Genomic DNA, 15,726 nt, shown 5'->3' with positions numbered 1-15,726 from the left:
GGCGGCGCGCGCGACGGCGGCGCGGGTCACGGCTCCGGCCGGGCGGGGGCTCACAGCTCCCCCAGGCGGCGGATCACCGGCGCGACGCGCTGGACGCCGTGCCGGTAGGCGCCCCGGGCGGCTTCGCGCAGGTGGGCGCGGAGCCGGCGGCGCAGCCGGGACCCCTCGGCTCCGGTGCGGGCGGCGCCGGGCAACGGGTGCCCGTCGGGGCCGAGGTGGTGCCGGGCGAGGATGCCGGGGAGGTAGCCCGGTGCGGTGTCCCGCGTGTAGTAGGGGGCCACGGCCGGGAGCCCGGCCCCGTCCAGCAGTTCGGTGAGGCGGGCCCGCGCGGCGGCGTAGGGGTCCTGCCCACCGGGGGCGCCGGCCGGTCCGGCGGCGGGGCTGCCGACGCCCTGGGCCGCCAGCCAGTCCGGATCGGGCTCCGGGAGCAGGCCCGCGTCGAGCTGGGTCCAGGAGGCCAGGCAGCCGGAGCCCAGGAAGTGGTGGTTGCCGAGGGTCTCGCGGACGCCGAGGTCGGTCAGGACGGCCGTCGGGATGCCCCGGTGGAGGGATTCCAGGGCGGCCGTGGAGGAGACGGTGACCAGCAGGTCCGTGGTGTCGAGGACCTCGCCCATGTTCCCGTACACCAGGCGGCAGTTGGAGGGGAGGCCGCCGGGGAGCTGCTCCGCGAGCCGCTGGTACGGGAGCTCCTCCAGGTGGGTGGTGTGCTCCCCCGGCCGGCTGCGCAGTTTGATCAGCACCTCGCGCCCTGGGTGCAGCCGGGCGTGCTCCGCGGCGCGCCGCAGCAGGTACGTACGGTCCGCGCGGGCGTCCGGCACGGACGGCTGGACCGCGAAGACCACCCGGTGGGCCGTGCTGCCCACCGGCTCGTACGTGTCCGCGTGGGCCGGTTCGAGGAAGGGGAGGGCGGTTTCCACGACGGCTCCGGCCTCGGCGCCGACCCCCTCGTAGACCGCGCGGAACCGCTCCGCGTCGTGGCGGGAGTTGGCGAGGACCAGGTCGGCCCCGTGGCGCAGCAGCAGGCCGTCGGCGAGCTTCTCGTAGACGACTCCGACGTACCCCGTGACGAACACCGGCCGTGCGCCCGGCTCCGGCCACAGGGCCCGGGCCCCGTGCAGGACGGCCTGGACGGCGCCGCCGACCAGGGCGAGGACGACGATGTCGTAGGCGTCGCGGGGCTCCCGATCCGGCGCCGACAGTGCCGCGAGGAACTCCGCGCAGGTGACTTCGGTGAGCCGGTCCGCCCGGACCCCGACCTCACCGAGCTGGCGCGCGGTGGGCGTGGCCCGGCCGCGGAGCAGATATCCGGTCAGGTGGACGGAGTCCGGTTCCGGGGAAAGGCGGCGCGCGGTGAGCGCTCCCCATTTCCAGCGGGTGTCGGAATCGGCGAGTACGGCCACACGGAGGGCGGCCGGATGGGCCGCGCGGTTGCTTGCTGGCACCCGGCAGAAGTTATTCCGGCTTTTCGGTGATCGGCCCAACGAACGCACAACAGCGGGTTAACAACCCGTCGACTCCGTGCGAAAGCCGCCGGGTTAACGTGCCTGCCGTGCGTCGTTCACATGGAATCCGCGTCCGGGCCACAGTGAATGACGAGCGGCGCTCTAATGTCTCGCGAGTGCTCAAGCTCTCTGTTGTCGTGCCGTTCTACAACGTGCAGACGTATGCGCCGGATGCCCTGAAAAGCCTCGAACTCAACGCCCGGGACGATTTCGAGTTCCTGCTCGTCGACGACCGCTCGACGGACGGGACGCCCGCGCTGCTGGAGCGGGCGGCCCGCGAGCTGCCCGGCGCCGTGCTCCTCAGACACGAGCGCAACGGCGGGCTGGCGACGGCGCGGAACACCGGTCTGGACGCGGCCCGCGGGGAGTACATCGCCTTCCTGGACGGGGACGACTGGCTGGCTCCGGGCCACCTGGCCCGCACCCTGGCCGCCATCGAGGGCCTGGGCTGCGATTTCGTCCGTACCGACCACGTCCAGTGCACGGGCAAGGCGCGCAGTGTCCAGCGCGTGCCCTACGGGCCGGACTCGGTGGTGGCCGATCCGCGCACCGCGATCCTGCCCGCCTCCCGCGCGACCTCGGTGGACTATCCGTACGCCTGGGCGGGGATGTACCACCGGCGGCTGCTGGACCGCGGGCTGCTGCACTTCACGGACGGTCTGCGGACGGCGGAGGACCGGCCGTGGATCTGGCGGCTGCACCGGGAGGCGGAGTCCTTCGCGCCGGTCGGTCTGCCCGGAATCTTCTACCGTCGCGGGGTTTCCACCTCGCTGACACAAATCGGCGACGAGCGTCAGCTCGATTTCATCCGGGCATTCGATCAGGTTCTGACCGAAACGGCCGCCGACCGGGAATCCGATCTCCTCCTCCCGAAGGCCGTCCGAACATATTGCGCGATTATCGCCCATCACATCGGGTCCATCGAAAGGTTTGAACCACCCGTGGCCAGAAAACTCCGCTCGATGAGCACGGCCGCGCTCGGCAGAATGCCCCAGCAGCTCCTGGACCGGACCCTGGACGCGATGGACTCCGACCGCGCGGCCCTGCTCCGCCGGCTGCGGACCCGGCGCACGGCGGCGGTGACGGCGTGAACGTCACCCAGATCTTCCTGGCCTCCACCCTCTACGGCACGGCCACCCTCGCCGCCGCCCTCGACGCGGAGCTCTTCCCGCCCGCCGGCCGCCGCATCCTGCTGACCAGCAACCACTCCGTCACCGCCGAGATCGCCCCCGGCCTGGCCGACGCGCCCGGCTTCGCCTCCCTGAGCGCCCGCTTCGACGAGGTCCTCGACTGGAACGCCGTCATCGCCCCGCAGCACCCCAGCACCTGGAGCCCGCGCGCCGACGACGTCCCGCTGTGGGAGCGCCAGTTGCGCTCCTCCTGGGGGCTGGGCACCGACCGCGTCGAGCTGATCGTGGAATCGCTCCAGGTGCCGCCCTCCCAGAGCCTGTGCCGGCTCTTCCCCGGGGCGGCCATAGAGGTCTACGCCGACGGGCTGATGAGCTACGGTCCCACCCGCTTCCGCCTCGACCCCGGGCTCGGGATGCGCGTACGGCGGGTGCTGCACCTGGACCTCGTACCGGGTCTGGAGCCGCTGCTGCTGACCGAGTTCGGCGTACGGGCCGAGGCGATCCCGGCCGCCGCCTTCCTCAAGGTCATCGGCGAGCTCGAAGCGGCGGTGGAGACCGCGGCCGTGGAGACCGCGGCCCTGGAGACTCCGGAGCGGACCGAGGCCCCCGCGCTGCTGCTGGGCCAGTACCTCTCCGCCCTCGACCTGGTGCCGGCCGCCGAGGAGGAGGAGCTGCACGGGGAGATGGTCCGGGGCGCGCACGCACTGGGCCACCGCGAGCTGGTGTTCAAACCGCATCCCAGCGCCCCCGCCGCGTACTCCCGCCGGGCGGAGGAGGAGGCCGAACGGCTCGGCGTCCGGCTCACCGTGCTGAGCACCCCGGTGCTCGCCGAGACCCTCTACGAGCGGCTGCGCCCGGCGCTGGTGGTCGGCTGCTTCTCCACGGGACTGCTGACCGCCGCCACCCTGTACGGGCTGCCGGTGGCCCGGACCGGCACGGGGGCCGTGCTCGCGCGGCTGTCCCCGTACCCGAACAGCAACCGGATCCCGCTCGTGCTGGTGGACGCCCTGCTGCCCGACCTCGCGGACACCGCGGCCGTACGCTCCTGGACCCCGCCGGGGCCCGAACGGGTCGCGGCCGAGCTGGCGGGCCTGCTCACGGCGGTGGGCTTCACCATGCAGCCCAGGATCCTCGCGGAGCACCGCGCGGAGGCCGAGCGCTGGCTGGGCGCGCACCTGACCGACGACACCTGGCGCTACTTCACCCGGCGCCGGCTGACCACCCTGGGCCTGCCGGGCGGCATCCCGGCGCAGCTGTCCTTCCTGCCCCGCAGCCGCGCCGCGCGCCGGCTGGCCCGGCTGCTGCGCAGGGCGGTGGGCTAGCGGGTCAGCTCACGGCGAGCTTCGCGGCGAAGCCCAGGAACAGCACGCCCGCCGCCGAGCTGGCCCCGGCGGCGAGCCGCTTGCGGCGGCGGAAGGCGGCCGCCAGGCGGTCCCCGCTGAAGATCAGCGTGGTCAGGTAGAGGAAGCTGGCGATCTGCATCAGGCCGCCCAGCAGCAGGAAGGACACCGCCGGGTAGGCGTAGGCGGGGTCCACGAACTGCACGAAGAAGGACATCAGGAAGAGGATGGCCTTCGGGTTGAACACGCTGATCAGCAGCGCCCGCCGGTAGGGCCGCTCGGTCTCGCCGGGCTTGACCCCGGCGGCGGCCACGGACGCCTCCGGGGCGTCTCCGCCCGCCCCGGCCCGCTCGCGGCGGGCACGCCACATGGTCCACGCGCCCCGCAGCATGCCGATGGCGAGCCAGGTCAGGTAGCCGGCGCCGAGCAGTTTGACGACGCCGAACACGATCGGGCTGGTCTGCAGCAGCGCCCCGGCGCCGAGCGCGGCCAGGGTCATGAGCAGGGCGTCCCCGGTGAACACGCCGGCGGCTGCCCGGTACCCCTGGCGGACCCCGCCGCGCGCGGCGACGGAGAGCACGTAGAGCGAGTTCGGCCCCGGCAGCAAAATGATCAGCACCAGGCCGGCGAGATACGTCGGAAGATCTGTGACACCCAGCATGTGCAGGAGTGTCCCATGAGGACACACCTGTCGCGCCAGTCGATTTCACGGATCGGGACGGAACCGGGACCCAACCGGAATCAGCCCTGGTCACCAGCCCGAATCAGCCGGCACGTACGTCCCCCACACCTCGCGCAGCGCCCCGCACACCTCCCCCACCGTGGCCCTCGCCCGCAGCGCCTCCCGCATCGGGTACAGCACGTTCTCCGTGCCCGCCGCCGCCTCCCGCAGCGCCGCCAGCGCCTCGTCCACGGCCGCCCCGTCGCGTCCCGCCCGCAGCGCGGCCAGGGAGGCCCGCTGGCGGTCCTCGATCGCCGGGTCCACCCGCAGCGGCTCGTACGGCTCCTCCTCGTCCAGCGCGAAGCGGTTGACCCCGACCACCACGCGCACGCCGCTCTCGGTCTCCCGGGCGATCCGGTAGGCGTTCCGCTCGATCTCCTCCTTCTGGAAGCCCGCCTCGATCGCGGCCACCGCCCCGCCCATCGCCTCCACCCGCGCCATCAGGTCGAGCGCCGCCGCCTCCACCTCGTCCGTCATCCGCTCCACCGCGTAGGACCCGGCGAAGGGGTCGACGGTGTGCGGCACGTCCGTCTCGTACGCCAGCACCTGCTGGGTCCGCAGCGCGAGGCGGGCCGCCTTCTCGGTGGGCAGCGCGATCGCCTCGTCGAAGGAGTTGGTGTGCAGCGACTGGGTGCCGCCCAGCACGGCGGCCAGGCCCTGCACGGCGACCCGTACGAGATTGAGCTCCGGCTGCTGGGCCGTCAGCTGCACCCCGGCGGTCTGGGTGTGGAAGCGCAGCATCTGCGACCTGGGGTCCCGGGCCCCGAACTCCTCGCGCATGACGCGGGCCCAGATCCGGCGGGCGGCGCGGAACTTGGCGACCTCCTCCAGGAGGGTGGTGCGGGCGACGAAGAAGAAGGACAGCCGGGGCGCGAAGGCGTCCACCTCCATCCCGGCGGCCAGCGCGGTCCGTACGTACGCGATCCCGTCGGCCAGCGTGAAGGCGATCTCCTGCGCGGGCGAGGCCCCGGCCTCGGCCATGTGGTAGCCGGAGACGGAGATGGTGTTCCACTTCGGGAGCTCGGCCGCGCAGTAGCGGAAGCTGTCGGCCGTCAACCTCAGGGAGGGGCCGGGCGGGAAGATGTAGGTACCCCGTGCGATGTATTCCTTCAGCACGTCGTTCTGGACCGTGCCGGTCAGCAGGGCGGGATCGATCCCCTGTTCCTCGGCGACCAGCTGGTAGAGCAGGAGCAGCGGCGCGGCCGGTGCGTTGATGGTCATCGAGGTGGACACCCGGTCGAGCGGGATCCCGTCGAAGAGCACCCGCATGTCCTCGGCGGAGTCGATGGCGACGCCCACCTTGCCGACCTCGCCGTGCGCGAGCGGGGCGTCGGAGTCGTGCCCCATCTGGGTGGGCAGGTCGAAGGCCACGGAGAGCCCTGCGGCGCCGCCCGCGATGAGCTGCCGGTAGCGGGCGTTGGACTCGGCGGCCGTGCCGAAACCGGCGTACTGGCGCATGGTCCAGGGCCGTCCGGTGTACATCGTCGGGTAGACGCCCCGGGTGTACGGGTACTCCCCCGGCTCCCCCAGTTCGGTCCCGGGATCCCAGCCGGCCAGGTCGCCCGGGCGGTAGACGGGCGCGATCGGGATCCCGCTCTCGGTGTGCCGCTCCATGGGATGCGCTCCTTCGTGGCTCCGAGGGGCCCGGGGCTGATAAAACGTCCCCGCAGCGGCCGCTCGGCGGCCGCTGGTCACAATGGCGCAACATCGCGGCCTTCCGTGCAACTGGCCACGCCCGTGAAGGCATCACCTAGATACACACGTAGAAATCGGGGGACTGCAATGCACCGCCAGAAGGTAATACTCCGCACGCTGGGACTGGCCACCGCCGTCGCGCTCGCCGCGACCGCCTGCGGGCCGCAGAACACGGAGTCCACGGGCTCCGGTTCTTCCGCGCCCGCATCGCCCACGGCGGTCGCCACTCCTGACGCCTCGCCGTCCACGGACGGGAAGCCGGGCGACGCCTCGCCGTCGGCGTCCCCGTCCCCGTCCGCGTCGCCTTCCGCCTCGGCCTCGCCCTCGCCGACCGTGAAGCAGATCATGGCCAACGGCGACGACAGCGAGCTGGTCCGCGAACTGCAGGCCCGGCTGCGCCAGCTCAAGCTGATGTCGGTCGCTCCGACCGGCTTCTACGGCTCGAAGACGACCGCCGCGGTGAAGTCCTTCCAGTCGAAGAACGGCCTGCAGGCCACCGGCGGGGTGGACGAGCCCACCTGGAAGAAGATCCAGAACGCCACCAAGAAGCCCACCGCCGACGAGCTGCGCCCGCCGACCGTCAACGAGCCGGACGCGCCGGACGCGCGCTGCATGACCGGCCGGGTGATGTGCATCAGCAAGGAGAGCCGCACCCTCTCCTGGATGATCGACGGCAAGGTCGTCACCACGCTGGACGTGCGCTTCGGCTCCGAGAACACCCCGACCCGCGAGGGCGAGTTCAAGGTGGAGTGGAAGGCCAAGGAGTGGACGTCGACGATCTACCACACGCCGATGCCGTACTCGATGTTCTTCAGCGGCGGCCAGGCCGTGCACTACTCGGCGGACTTCGCCGCCCGCGGCTACGCCGGCGCCTCGCACGGCTGCGTCAACGTCCGGGACAAGGCCAAGCTGGCGACGCTGTTCGACACGGTCAAGGTCGGCGACAAGGTCGTCGTCTACTGGTGATCCGCGGGCGGCCCGGAGGACGGGCGGCGGTCGGAGAGTGAGGGCGCGGGCGGGATCGGGGGAACGAATCCCGCCCGCGCCGGTTGCGCAGAGCCCAGGGGTACGGGGGGAACCCCGGCTCATGCGCGGCCGATGACCAGTCGGCTCATTAGGTACTGCGCCGCCGGTTCGAAAAGTGTTACAGGCGGGGCGCGAACTGTTTCAGGCCACCGTCCGATACCCGGTCCGGTGCCCCGTTCCGCCCCCGGGCGGGACCCTTCTCAGCGGCGCGCGCTCTGGCCGGAGTCCTGGCCCGCGCCCGGTCCGGAGTCCTGCCCCGTGCCTCGGCCCGGGTCCTGGTCCGCGCCCGAGGGCGCCGACGAGGTGGTTCCGGCCGGGGCCAGGTTCAGGGAGCGCGACGGGGTGGTGGGCGAGTCGCCGCGCGAGCCGCCGCCGGTGCCGCCACCGCCGCCGGTGGCCGCGTCGAGCACCACCTGGCAGTAGCGCGGGACCCGCAGCAGCCCCTTGGCGAGGCGCGCGAGCTTCTCCCGGCCGGCCTCGTCGATCTGTCCCGACCGGTAGTCCCGGCACAGCTCCACCGGTCCGCTGCGGCCCTCCCGGTCCCGTTCCGAACCACCGGTGGAGTCGGGCTTCGCCCCGTCGATGCCGCCCTGCAGGGACCGGTCCCGGCCGTCCTTGCCCCCGGCCGAGCCGCTCGCCGAGGGCTCCGTGCCGGTGGCGCCGGTCGTCCCGGTGGCGCCGCCGGGTTCCGTCGGCGTACGGCCTTCCGCGCCCGGGGTGCTGCCCGGGAGCGGGGTGCCGCTCTGGCTCTCGCCGCCGTACGGCGCGGTGGTGCGGGGCGGCGCGAGGGGTTTCGCCCGGCCGCCGTCCGCCAGGGTCTCCGCGGAGGCTCCGGCCGTCACCGAGACGGCCGGCAGCTCGTCGGCGGCGTTGCGGGTGCCGCGGTCCAGCAGTCCGGTGCCCGCAGCGGCGGCCAGGCCGCCCACGGCGACGCTGGCGACCGCGGCGGCGAGGGCGAAGCGGAGCGGGCGTCCGCGCCGGGGCGCGCGTCCGGCCGGGCCGGGCAGCGGGCCGAGCTCGACCACCGTGTCCGCGGAGCCGAACAGCTCGGTGTCCGGGGTCCGGGTCTGCGGTTCCGCCTGGAGCACGGAGCCGCGCGCACGGAACGCGGCCACCGCGGCGGCCTCTCCGCGCAGTTCCCCGGGCAGCCCGCCGGGAGCCGCGGGGGGCGGCTCGGCGAGTGCGTCGAGGGCGGCGCGCAGCCGCTCGGCCCGGACCCGGGCGGGGTACTCGGCGTCAGGTGCGGCCGGTTCTCCGCGCAGCAGTCTGTCCGCCGCGGTTCTGTCCAGCCACCTGTCGCGCTCGTCGGCCATCACATGTCCTTCTGCGTCCGCCAACGTGAATCCGTCACACCGGTTTGTTCTACGGCACCCGCGGCGCGGGCGCGCTGCGCGGGTACGGCGTCGAGGTCCCGTCCGCCCCCTGCGCCCCGTGCGCGACTTCCGTCATTATCGCCGAGGCCGCGCACCCGTCCGGAGCCGACGGCGACGGCGGAGCTCCCGGAGCCGATGCAGGAATCGGGGTCGGCCGGGTCGAAGGCCCCGTCGACGGCCCCGTCGAGCAGCTCGGCCAGCTTCTTCAGGCCCCGGTGCGCGGCGGTGCGTACCGCGCCGGGGCGCTTGCCCAGGGTCTCGGCCGCGCTCTTGGCGTCCAGGCCGACGACCACCCGCAGGACGACGGCCTCGGCCTGGTCCTGCGGGAGCTGGGCTATGAGTTCCATGGTGCGGCCGGTGGAGAGGGACTCCATGGCCTCGCCGGCGGTGTCGGACTCGGCGGCGTGGCCCGTCAGCTCGGTCTCGTCGCCGCCGACGGCGGGCCTGCGCCCGCGCATCCGTATGTGGTCGAGGGCCCGGTTGCGGGCGATGCGGGCGGCCCAGCCGCGGAAGCGGTCGGCATCGCCGGTGAAGGAGTCGAGGTCGCGGGCGATCTGCAGCCAGGCCTCGGAGGTGACGTCCTCGGCGTCGCCGTCCCCGACGAGCGTGCGGACGTATCCGAGCAGGCGCGGGTGCACGGCGCGGTACACAGAACGGAACGCGAGCTCGTCGCCGTCTTGTGCCGCGAGCACCGCGGTGGTCAGCTCCGCGTCGTCCCCCAGCAAAATCCCCAACCCGTTCACAGTCCCGTATGTGTGGCGCAAATCAGCACGTTACGGCTTTCAAGCACCTTCGTCCACGAGTTGTACAACGCGCAACCATCCCTGCGCGGAGCGAGGTGTGACACAAAACGCACCGAAGACGCTGACAGGGGTACGGGCTTGTCGCACGAGTCCGTGACGGATGGCGGCCGGGGCCTCTCCTGTGGGGGGTGGCGGCCTCGGTCGCCCTCCCCTTCTCCGCCGCCCTCCACGGCCATCATGCCCCGGTCCCCCGTAGGGCTCCCCGGCGGCCCCGCACCTGGCCCGACACGCGCTCCCGTCATCCTTTCGGCTCACTTCCGGGTGAAATCCCGGAATGGGTACGACACACCCGGCTCCGCGTCGATAGCGTGGCGGGACACCCGCGCCACGCCCCGAGGAGCCCCCCGCTGTCCAGCCACCTTCCGGCACAGGCCCGCGGAGGCTCCGACCCTTCCCGCACCGGCGCCTTCGGCGACACCGGGCTCGTACGGTTCAACGCCCTGTCCCCCGAAGCCGCGCACTCGGCCCTGCTGCACTGCTGCGGCAGCCGGCGCTGGGCCCACCGGGTGGCCGCCCACCGCCCCTACCCCGATTTCGGCGCGCTGCTCGCCGCCGCGGACGAGGCTTCGTACGACCTCTCCCAAGCGGACCTCTCCGAGGCCCTGGCCGGCGAGTTCCCGCCGGAGCTGGAGCACGGGGCCGCGTACGCCGCGCTCCTCGCGCTCGACGCGGCCCACGCGGAGTACGAACGGACCTTCGGGCACGCCTTCGTGATCTGCCTCGACGGGACCACTCCGGAGGAGCAGGCGGACCAGCTGCTGGCCGCGATCCGGCGGCGGATGGAGCTGGACGTGGACGAGGAGCGGGCCATCTCGGCGGACGAGCTCCGTCGCGTCGCGCAGGTCCGGCTCGCCGACCTGACACACTGGCTGACCTCGACGGATGGGGTATCTGCGGCCGAATTCGGGCTATTCGCCCCTGTGGGATAGTCCGTCCGTGCCTGTTTGATCACACCGATGGCCCTGGCGCAAGGGAACCGACAAAGCGTCGCTACGATGTCCGGGGCCGGAGGACCGTACCCGGCCGGGCCCGACCGACAAAGAAGCCGGCTGGCCCCCGCCCCGCTTCCGGAGGGTTTTCCGTGCCGGCTGGAACGTTGTACCGCGGCCGGGAAGGAATGTGGTCCTGGGTGGCTCATCGAGTCACCGGCGTCCTCATCTTCTTCTTCCTGTTCGTACACGTCCTCGACACCGCTCTCGTCCGCGTCTCCCCCGAGGCGTACGACGATGTCGTGGCTACCTACAAGACTCCGATCGTCGCGCTGCTGGAGTACGGCCTCGTCGCCGCAATCCTGTTCCACGCGCTCAACGGTCTCCGTGTCATCGCCGTGGACTTCTGGTCCAAGGGCCCCCGCTACCAGAAGCAGATGCTCTGGACCGTGGTGGGCATCTGGGTCGTGCTGATGGTCGGGGCCCTGTACCCCGTCCTCGGACACGCTTACCTCGAACTGTTCGGGAAGTGACACGCATGTCTTCTGACACTTCTTCCGCCCAGGCCATCGGTGACGTGGAGGGCGTTTCCCTCTACGACGTCGACAACCCGGCGCCGTACATCGAGGCCCCGCGCAAGCGCACCAGCAAGACGCCCCGCTCGACCCGCGGCAACTTCGAGATGGTCGCGTGGCTCTTCATGCGCCTCTCGGGCATCGTCCTGGTCGTCCTCGTCCTCGGCCACCTGCTGATCCAGCTCGTGCTGGACGGCGGGGTCTCGAAGATCGGCTTCGCCTTCGTGGCGGGCCGCTGGGCCTCCCCGTTCTGGCAGGGCTGGGACCTGCTGATGCTGTGGCTCGCGATGCTGCACGGCGCGAACGGTCTGCGTACCGTCATCAACGACTACGCGGAGCGCGCCAACACGCGTCTGTGGCTCAAGGGCCTGCTCTACACCGCCACGGTGTTCACCATTCTTCTGGGCACGCTGGTGATCTTCACCTTCGACCCGAACATCCGCTAGGCAACGGGGCTGAGGCGAAACCAATGAAGATCCACAAGTACGACACCGTCATCGTCGGCGCAGGTGGCGCGGGCATGCGCGCCGCCATCGAGTCGACGAAGCGCAGCCGCACCGCGGTGCTGACGAAGCTCTACCCCACCCGCTCCCACACGGGCGCCGCGCAGGGCGGCATGGCCGCCGCGCTCGCCAACGTGGAGGACGACAACTGGGAATGGCACACCTTCGACACGGTCAAGGGCGGTGACTACCTGGTCGACCAGGACGCCGCCGAGATCCTGGCGAAGGAGGCCATCGACGCGGTCCTCGACCTCGAGAAGATGGGCCTGCCGTTCAACCGCACCCCGGACGGCACCATCGACCAGCGCCGCTTCGGCGGGCACTCCCGCAACCACGGCGAGGCGCCGGTCCGCCGGTCCTGCTACGCCGCGGACCGCACCGGTCACATGATCCTCCAGACGCTGTACCAGAACTGCGTCAAGGAGGGCGTGGAGTTCTTCAACGAGTTCTACGTCCTGGACCAGCTCCTGGTCGAGGAGGACGGCGTCAAGAAGTCGGCCGGCGTGGTCGCGTACGAGCTCGCCACCGGCGAGATCCACGTGTTCCAGGCGAAGTCCGTCATCTACGCCTCCGGCGGCACCGGCAAGTTCTTCAAGGTGACCTCCAACGCGCACACCCTCACGGGTGACGGCCAGGCGGCCTGCTACCGCCGCGGCCTGCCGCTGGAGGACATGGAGTTCTTCCAGTTCCACCCGACGGGCATCTGGCGCATGGGCATCCTGCTGACGGAGGGCGCCCGCGGTGAGGGCGGCATCCTCCGCAACAAGGACGGCGAGCGCTTCATGGAGAAGTACGCGCCGGTCATGAAGGACCTCGCGTCCCGTGACGTCGTCTCGCGCTCCATCTACACCGAGATCCGCGAGGGCCGCGGCTGCGGTCCGGCCGGCGACCACGTGTACCTGGACCTGACGCACCTGCCGCCGGAGCAGCTCGACGCGAAGCTCCCGGACATCACCGAGTTCGCGCGCACCTACCTGGGCATCGAGCCGTACACGGACCCGATCCCGATCCAGCCCACCGCGCACTACGCCATGGGCGGCATCCCGACCAACGTCGAGGGTGAGGTCCTGGCGGACAACACCACCGTCGTCCCGGGCCTGTACGCGGCCGGCGAGGTCGCGTGCGTGTCGGTGCACGGCGCGAACCGCCTGGGCACCAACTCGCTGCTGGACATCAACGTCTTCGGCAAGCGCTCGGGCATCGCGGCGGCCGCGTACGCCCACGCCAACGACTACGTCGAGCTGCCCGAGAACCCGGCGCAGCAGGTCATCGACCTGGTCGAGCACCTGCGGGCCTCCACGGGCAACGAGCGGGTCGCCGACCTGCGCCTGGAGCTTCAGGAGACGATGGACGCCTGCGTGATGGTGTTCCGCACCGAGCAGACGATCAAGACCGCGGTCGAGAAGATCGCGGAGCTGCGCGCGCGCTACAAGAACGTGTCCGTCCAGGACAAGGGCAAGCGCTTCAACACGGACCTGCTGGAAGCCATCGAGCTGGGCAACCTGCTCGACCTGGCCGAGGTCATGGCCGTGTCCGCGCTGGCGCGCAAGGAGTCCCGCGGCGGTCACTACCGCGAGGACTACCCGAACCGCGACGACGTCAACTTCATGCGCCACACCATGGCGTACCGCGAGGTGGACGACAACGGCCAGGACTCGGTCCGCCTGGACTACAAGCCCGTCGTCGTCACCCGCTACCAGCCGATGGAGCGTAAGTACTGATGGCCACCCCGACCCTCAGCAAGACGGACCAGATGGAGGCGGCGGCCGCCGCTTCGCCGTTCATCACGGTCACCTTCCGGATCCGCCGGTTCAACCCGGAGATCTCGGAAGAGTCGACCTGGCAGGACTTCCAGGTCGAGATCGACCCGAAGGAGCGCGTGCTCGACGGTCTCCACAAGATCAAGTGGGACCTCGACGGCACGCTGACCTTCCGCCGCTCGTGCGCGCACGGCATCTGCGGCTCCGACGCGATGCGGATCAACGGCAAGAACAGGCTCGCCTGCAAGACGCTGATCAAGGACATCAACCCGGAGAAGCCGATCACGGTCGAGGCCATCAAGGGCCTGACGGTGATGAAGGACCTCGTCGTCGACATGGAGCCCTTCTTCCAGGCGTACCGGGACGTCATGCCGTTCCTGGTCACCAAGGGCAACGAGCCGACGCGCGAGCGCCTGCAGTCCGCCGAGGACCGCGAGCGCTTCGACGACACCACCAAGTGCATCCTGTGCGCCGCCTGCACCTCCTCGTGCCCGGTGTTCTGGAACGACGGCCAGTACTTCGGCCCGGCGGCGATCGTCAACGCGCACCGCTTCATCTTCGACTCGCGCGACGAGGCGGGCGAGCAGCGCCTGGAGATCCTGAACGACAAGGACGGCGTGTGGCGCTGCCGCACGACCTTCAACTGCACCGACGCGTGCCCGCGAGGCATCGAGGTCACGAAGGCGATCCAGGAAGTGAAGCGCGCCCTCATCACGCGCCGCTTCTGACCTTTTTGACGCGCCTCTCGCAGCGCTCGGCCCTTGCGGGCCTCCCGCGCTTCGGGGCGCTGCGGCGGACTCCGTCCGCCGGTCTCGGCTGAGGCCGGCGGGCACCGAAGGCCCCGCTCCCCCGGATCCTGTCCGGAGGGGCGGGGCCTTCGGCGTAGGGGCCGGGTCAACTCGCCTGGGGCGTGCGGGTCTTCGGTGGCGACCGCCCTACTGGGCCCTGCACGACTGTGGAATTATCGGCTTCATGAGCGAGCAGCAGCCCAACCCGTACACCACTCCGGGACAGCCGAACTACGGCTACCCGCCGCAGCCCGGGTACGGCTACCCGCCCCCGGGACCGGCCCAGCCGGGCTACGGCTACCCGCAGCCCCCCGCCTACCAGCCGACCATCGCCGGCGCGGGCATCCCCGCCCCGGCCGGCCCCACGACGCCCCCGATGGGGATCCCGGGTCCGCCGCCGCCTCCCATGGGCTACCCCGCCGGCGCGGCCGGGCTCGCCCTCGGCGACATCACCATCGCCGGGGACCAGATCATCACCCCGTCGGGCCAGATGCCGCTCAGGGGCGCGGTCTGGAACGCCACCGACTTCTCGCGGACGGAGGAGAAGATCCCGGCGCACGCGATCGTGCTGGCCGTCATCTTCTTCCTGTTCTGCCTGCTCGGCCTGTTCTTCCTCCTGATGAAGGAGCGCCGCACGACGGGCTACATCCAGATCACCGTGAACAGCGCCGGCCGCCACCACACCACGATGATCCCCGCGGTGGACCCCGGGACCTACATGTGGGTCATGAGCCAGATCAACCAGGCGCGCGCGCTGAGCATGTAGGCGCAGCCCCCCGGCGGAATCCGGTGGCGGGAGCCGGCTCCCGTGGCCGAGGATCCCCGGATGATCCTTTCTCATGATGTGGACGGTCCGGCCGACGCCCCGGCCGTCGTCCTGCTCCATTCCTCCGTGTGCGACCGGCGGATGTGGGAGCCGCAGTGGCGGCCGCTGCTCGACGCCGGGTTCCGGGTGGTCCGGCCGGACTTCCGGACCTGCGGGGACTCCCCCGCCGCCGAAGTCCCGTACAGCGACCACGGGGACGTACGGGAGCTGCTGGACCACCTCGGCATCCGGCGGGCCGCCTTCGTCGGGTCCTCCTACGGCGGGCGGGTCGCGCTGACGCTGGCCGCGCTGCGGCCGGAGCTGGTGAGCGCGCTGGCGCTGCTCTGCCCCGCCCGCCCCGCGCAGCGGCGCGGACCCGCACTGCTCGCCTTCAACGCCGCCGAAGCCGCCCTGCTGGACGCGGGCGACCTGGAGGGCGCGGCCGGGCTCAACGCCCGCCAGTGGCTCGGCCCGGAAGCCGACGGGGCCGCACACGCCCTCGTACGAGCCATGCAGCTCGGGAACTTCCGGGGCGCCGAGGGAGCCGACGGGGACCACGAGCTCCCCGAGCCCGCCTTCGAGCCCGCCGCCGTCACCGCCCGCGTCCTCGGCATCGCCGGCGCGCACGACATCCCCGAGTTCCGCGACGTCCCCGCCGAGCTGGCCTCCCTCGTACCCGGCGCCGTCCACGTCGAGTTGCCCTGGGCCGGGCATCTCCCTTCCCTGGAACGCCCCGAGGAGATCACCGGGTTGTTGCTGGAGTTCTTCGCTTGAAC

The 15,726-nt window shown here is 71.8% G+C and carries 15 protein-coding genes; 10 read left to right on the top strand and 5 right to left on the bottom strand.

The window, feature by feature from the left end:
- Positions 1 to 50: 50 nt before the first annotated feature.
- Positions 51 to 1,442, bottom strand: coding sequence for a DUF6716 putative glycosyltransferase (locus tag NLX94_RS11285; protein WP_254382525.1), 1,392 nt, complete (start codon positions 1,440 to 1,442; stop codon positions 51 to 53).
- 176 nt (positions 1,443 to 1,618) lie between these two features.
- On the opposite strand from NLX94_RS11285, the gene NLX94_RS11280 reads away from it, so the two are divergent.
- Complete coding sequence (locus NLX94_RS11280) at positions 1,619 to 2,593, top strand: glycosyltransferase family 2 protein (protein ID WP_254382524.1); 975 nt, start codon at positions 1,619 to 1,621, stop codon at positions 2,591 to 2,593.
- Complete coding sequence (locus NLX94_RS11275) at positions 2,590 to 3,954, top strand: alpha-2,8-polysialyltransferase family protein (RefSeq protein WP_254382523.1); 1,365 nt, start codon at positions 2,590 to 2,592, stop codon at positions 3,952 to 3,954. The genes NLX94_RS11280 and NLX94_RS11275 overlap by 4 nt, the downstream gene beginning before the upstream one ends.
- A 4-nt stretch (positions 3,955 to 3,958) precedes the next feature.
- On the opposite strand, the gene leuE is transcribed toward NLX94_RS11275, so the two are convergent.
- Positions 3,959 to 4,633 carry a leucine efflux protein LeuE gene (gene leuE, locus NLX94_RS11270; RefSeq protein ID WP_254382522.1) on the bottom strand — a complete coding sequence of 225 codons (675 nt, stop codon included), beginning with the start codon at positions 4,631 to 4,633 and terminating at the stop codon, positions 3,959 to 3,961.
- A gap of 90 nt (positions 4,634 to 4,723) precedes the next feature.
- Positions 4,724 to 6,307 carry a methylmalonyl-CoA mutase gene (locus tag NLX94_RS11265; RefSeq protein ID WP_254382521.1) on the bottom strand — a complete coding sequence of 528 codons (1,584 nt, stop codon included), beginning with the start codon at positions 6,305 to 6,307 and terminating at the stop codon, positions 4,724 to 4,726.
- 168 nt (positions 6,308 to 6,475) lie between these two features.
- On the opposite strand from NLX94_RS11265, the gene NLX94_RS11260 reads away from it, so the two are divergent.
- A complete protein-coding gene (locus tag NLX94_RS11260; RefSeq protein WP_254382520.1) occupies positions 6,476 to 7,354 on the top strand; it encodes a L,D-transpeptidase family protein in 879 nt (292 codons plus the stop codon).
- Between the two features lie 260 nt (positions 7,355 to 7,614).
- Here the strand turns inward: NLX94_RS11260 and NLX94_RS11255 are convergent, their stop codons facing one another.
- Together NLX94_RS11255 and NLX94_RS11250 are read right to left on the bottom strand one after the other, a co-directional pair.
- The gene (locus NLX94_RS11255; RefSeq protein WP_254382519.1) at positions 7,615 to 8,727 is read right to left on the bottom strand and encodes a hypothetical protein; all 1,113 of its coding nucleotides are present in this window, start codon (positions 8,725 to 8,727) and stop codon (positions 7,615 to 7,617) included.
- Positions 8,727 to 9,512: an RNA polymerase sigma factor gene (locus NLX94_RS11250; RefSeq protein WP_254382895.1), complete on the bottom strand. Its 786-nt coding sequence runs from the start codon at positions 9,510 to 9,512 to the stop codon at positions 8,727 to 8,729. Before NLX94_RS11250 ends, NLX94_RS11255 begins: the two co-directional genes overlap by 1 nt.
- A 386-nt stretch (positions 9,513 to 9,898) precedes the next feature.
- Here NLX94_RS11250 and NLX94_RS11245 point away from each other — a divergent pair, with 386 nt between their 5' ends.
- The 7 genes from NLX94_RS11245 (at position 9,899) to NLX94_RS11215 (ending at position 15,724) form a co-directional block, all read left to right on the top strand.
- Entirely contained in the window at positions 9,899 to 10,519 is a 621-nt protein-coding gene (locus tag NLX94_RS11245; RefSeq protein ID WP_254382518.1) for a 2-oxo-4-hydroxy-4-carboxy-5-ureidoimidazoline decarboxylase, read from the top strand.
- Positions 10,520 to 10,671: 152 nt separating this feature from the next.
- Entirely contained in the window at positions 10,672 to 11,052 is a 381-nt protein-coding gene (gene sdhC, locus NLX94_RS11240) for a succinate dehydrogenase, cytochrome b556 subunit (protein WP_266880720.1), read from the top strand.
- 5 nt (positions 11,053 to 11,057) lie between these two features.
- Positions 11,058 to 11,540, top strand: a complete 483-nt coding sequence (locus NLX94_RS11235; protein WP_254382517.1) for a succinate dehydrogenase hydrophobic membrane anchor subunit — start codon at positions 11,058 to 11,060, stop codon at positions 11,538 to 11,540.
- A gap of 23 nt (positions 11,541 to 11,563) precedes the next feature.
- Complete coding sequence (gene sdhA / locus NLX94_RS11230) at positions 11,564 to 13,318, top strand: succinate dehydrogenase flavoprotein subunit (RefSeq protein ID WP_254382516.1); 1,755 nt, start codon at positions 11,564 to 11,566, stop codon at positions 13,316 to 13,318.
- The gene (locus NLX94_RS11225) at positions 13,318 to 14,085 is read left to right on the top strand and encodes a succinate dehydrogenase iron-sulfur subunit (RefSeq protein WP_254382515.1); all 768 of its coding nucleotides are present in this window, start codon (positions 13,318 to 13,320) and stop codon (positions 14,083 to 14,085) included. The genes sdhA and NLX94_RS11225 overlap by 1 nt, the downstream gene beginning before the upstream one ends.
- A gap of 244 nt (positions 14,086 to 14,329) precedes the next feature.
- Positions 14,330 to 14,911, top strand: a complete 582-nt coding sequence (locus NLX94_RS11220; RefSeq protein WP_254382514.1) for a hypothetical protein — start codon at positions 14,330 to 14,332, stop codon at positions 14,909 to 14,911.
- A 60-nt stretch (positions 14,912 to 14,971) separates the two neighbouring features.
- Complete coding sequence (locus NLX94_RS11215; RefSeq protein ID WP_254382513.1) at positions 14,972 to 15,724, top strand: alpha/beta fold hydrolase; 753 nt, start codon at positions 14,972 to 14,974, stop codon at positions 15,722 to 15,724.
- Positions 15,725 to 15,726 lie beyond the last annotated feature (2 nt).

The sequence above is a fragment of the Streptomyces sp. TBY4 genome, from assembly GCF_024213195.1.
Taxonomy (GTDB): Bacteria; Actinomycetota; Actinomycetes; order Streptomycetales; family Streptomycetaceae; genus Streptomyces.
The sequence above is the reverse complement of the archived record's forward strand: the minus strand, read 5'-3'. Positions and strand labels throughout refer to the sequence as shown.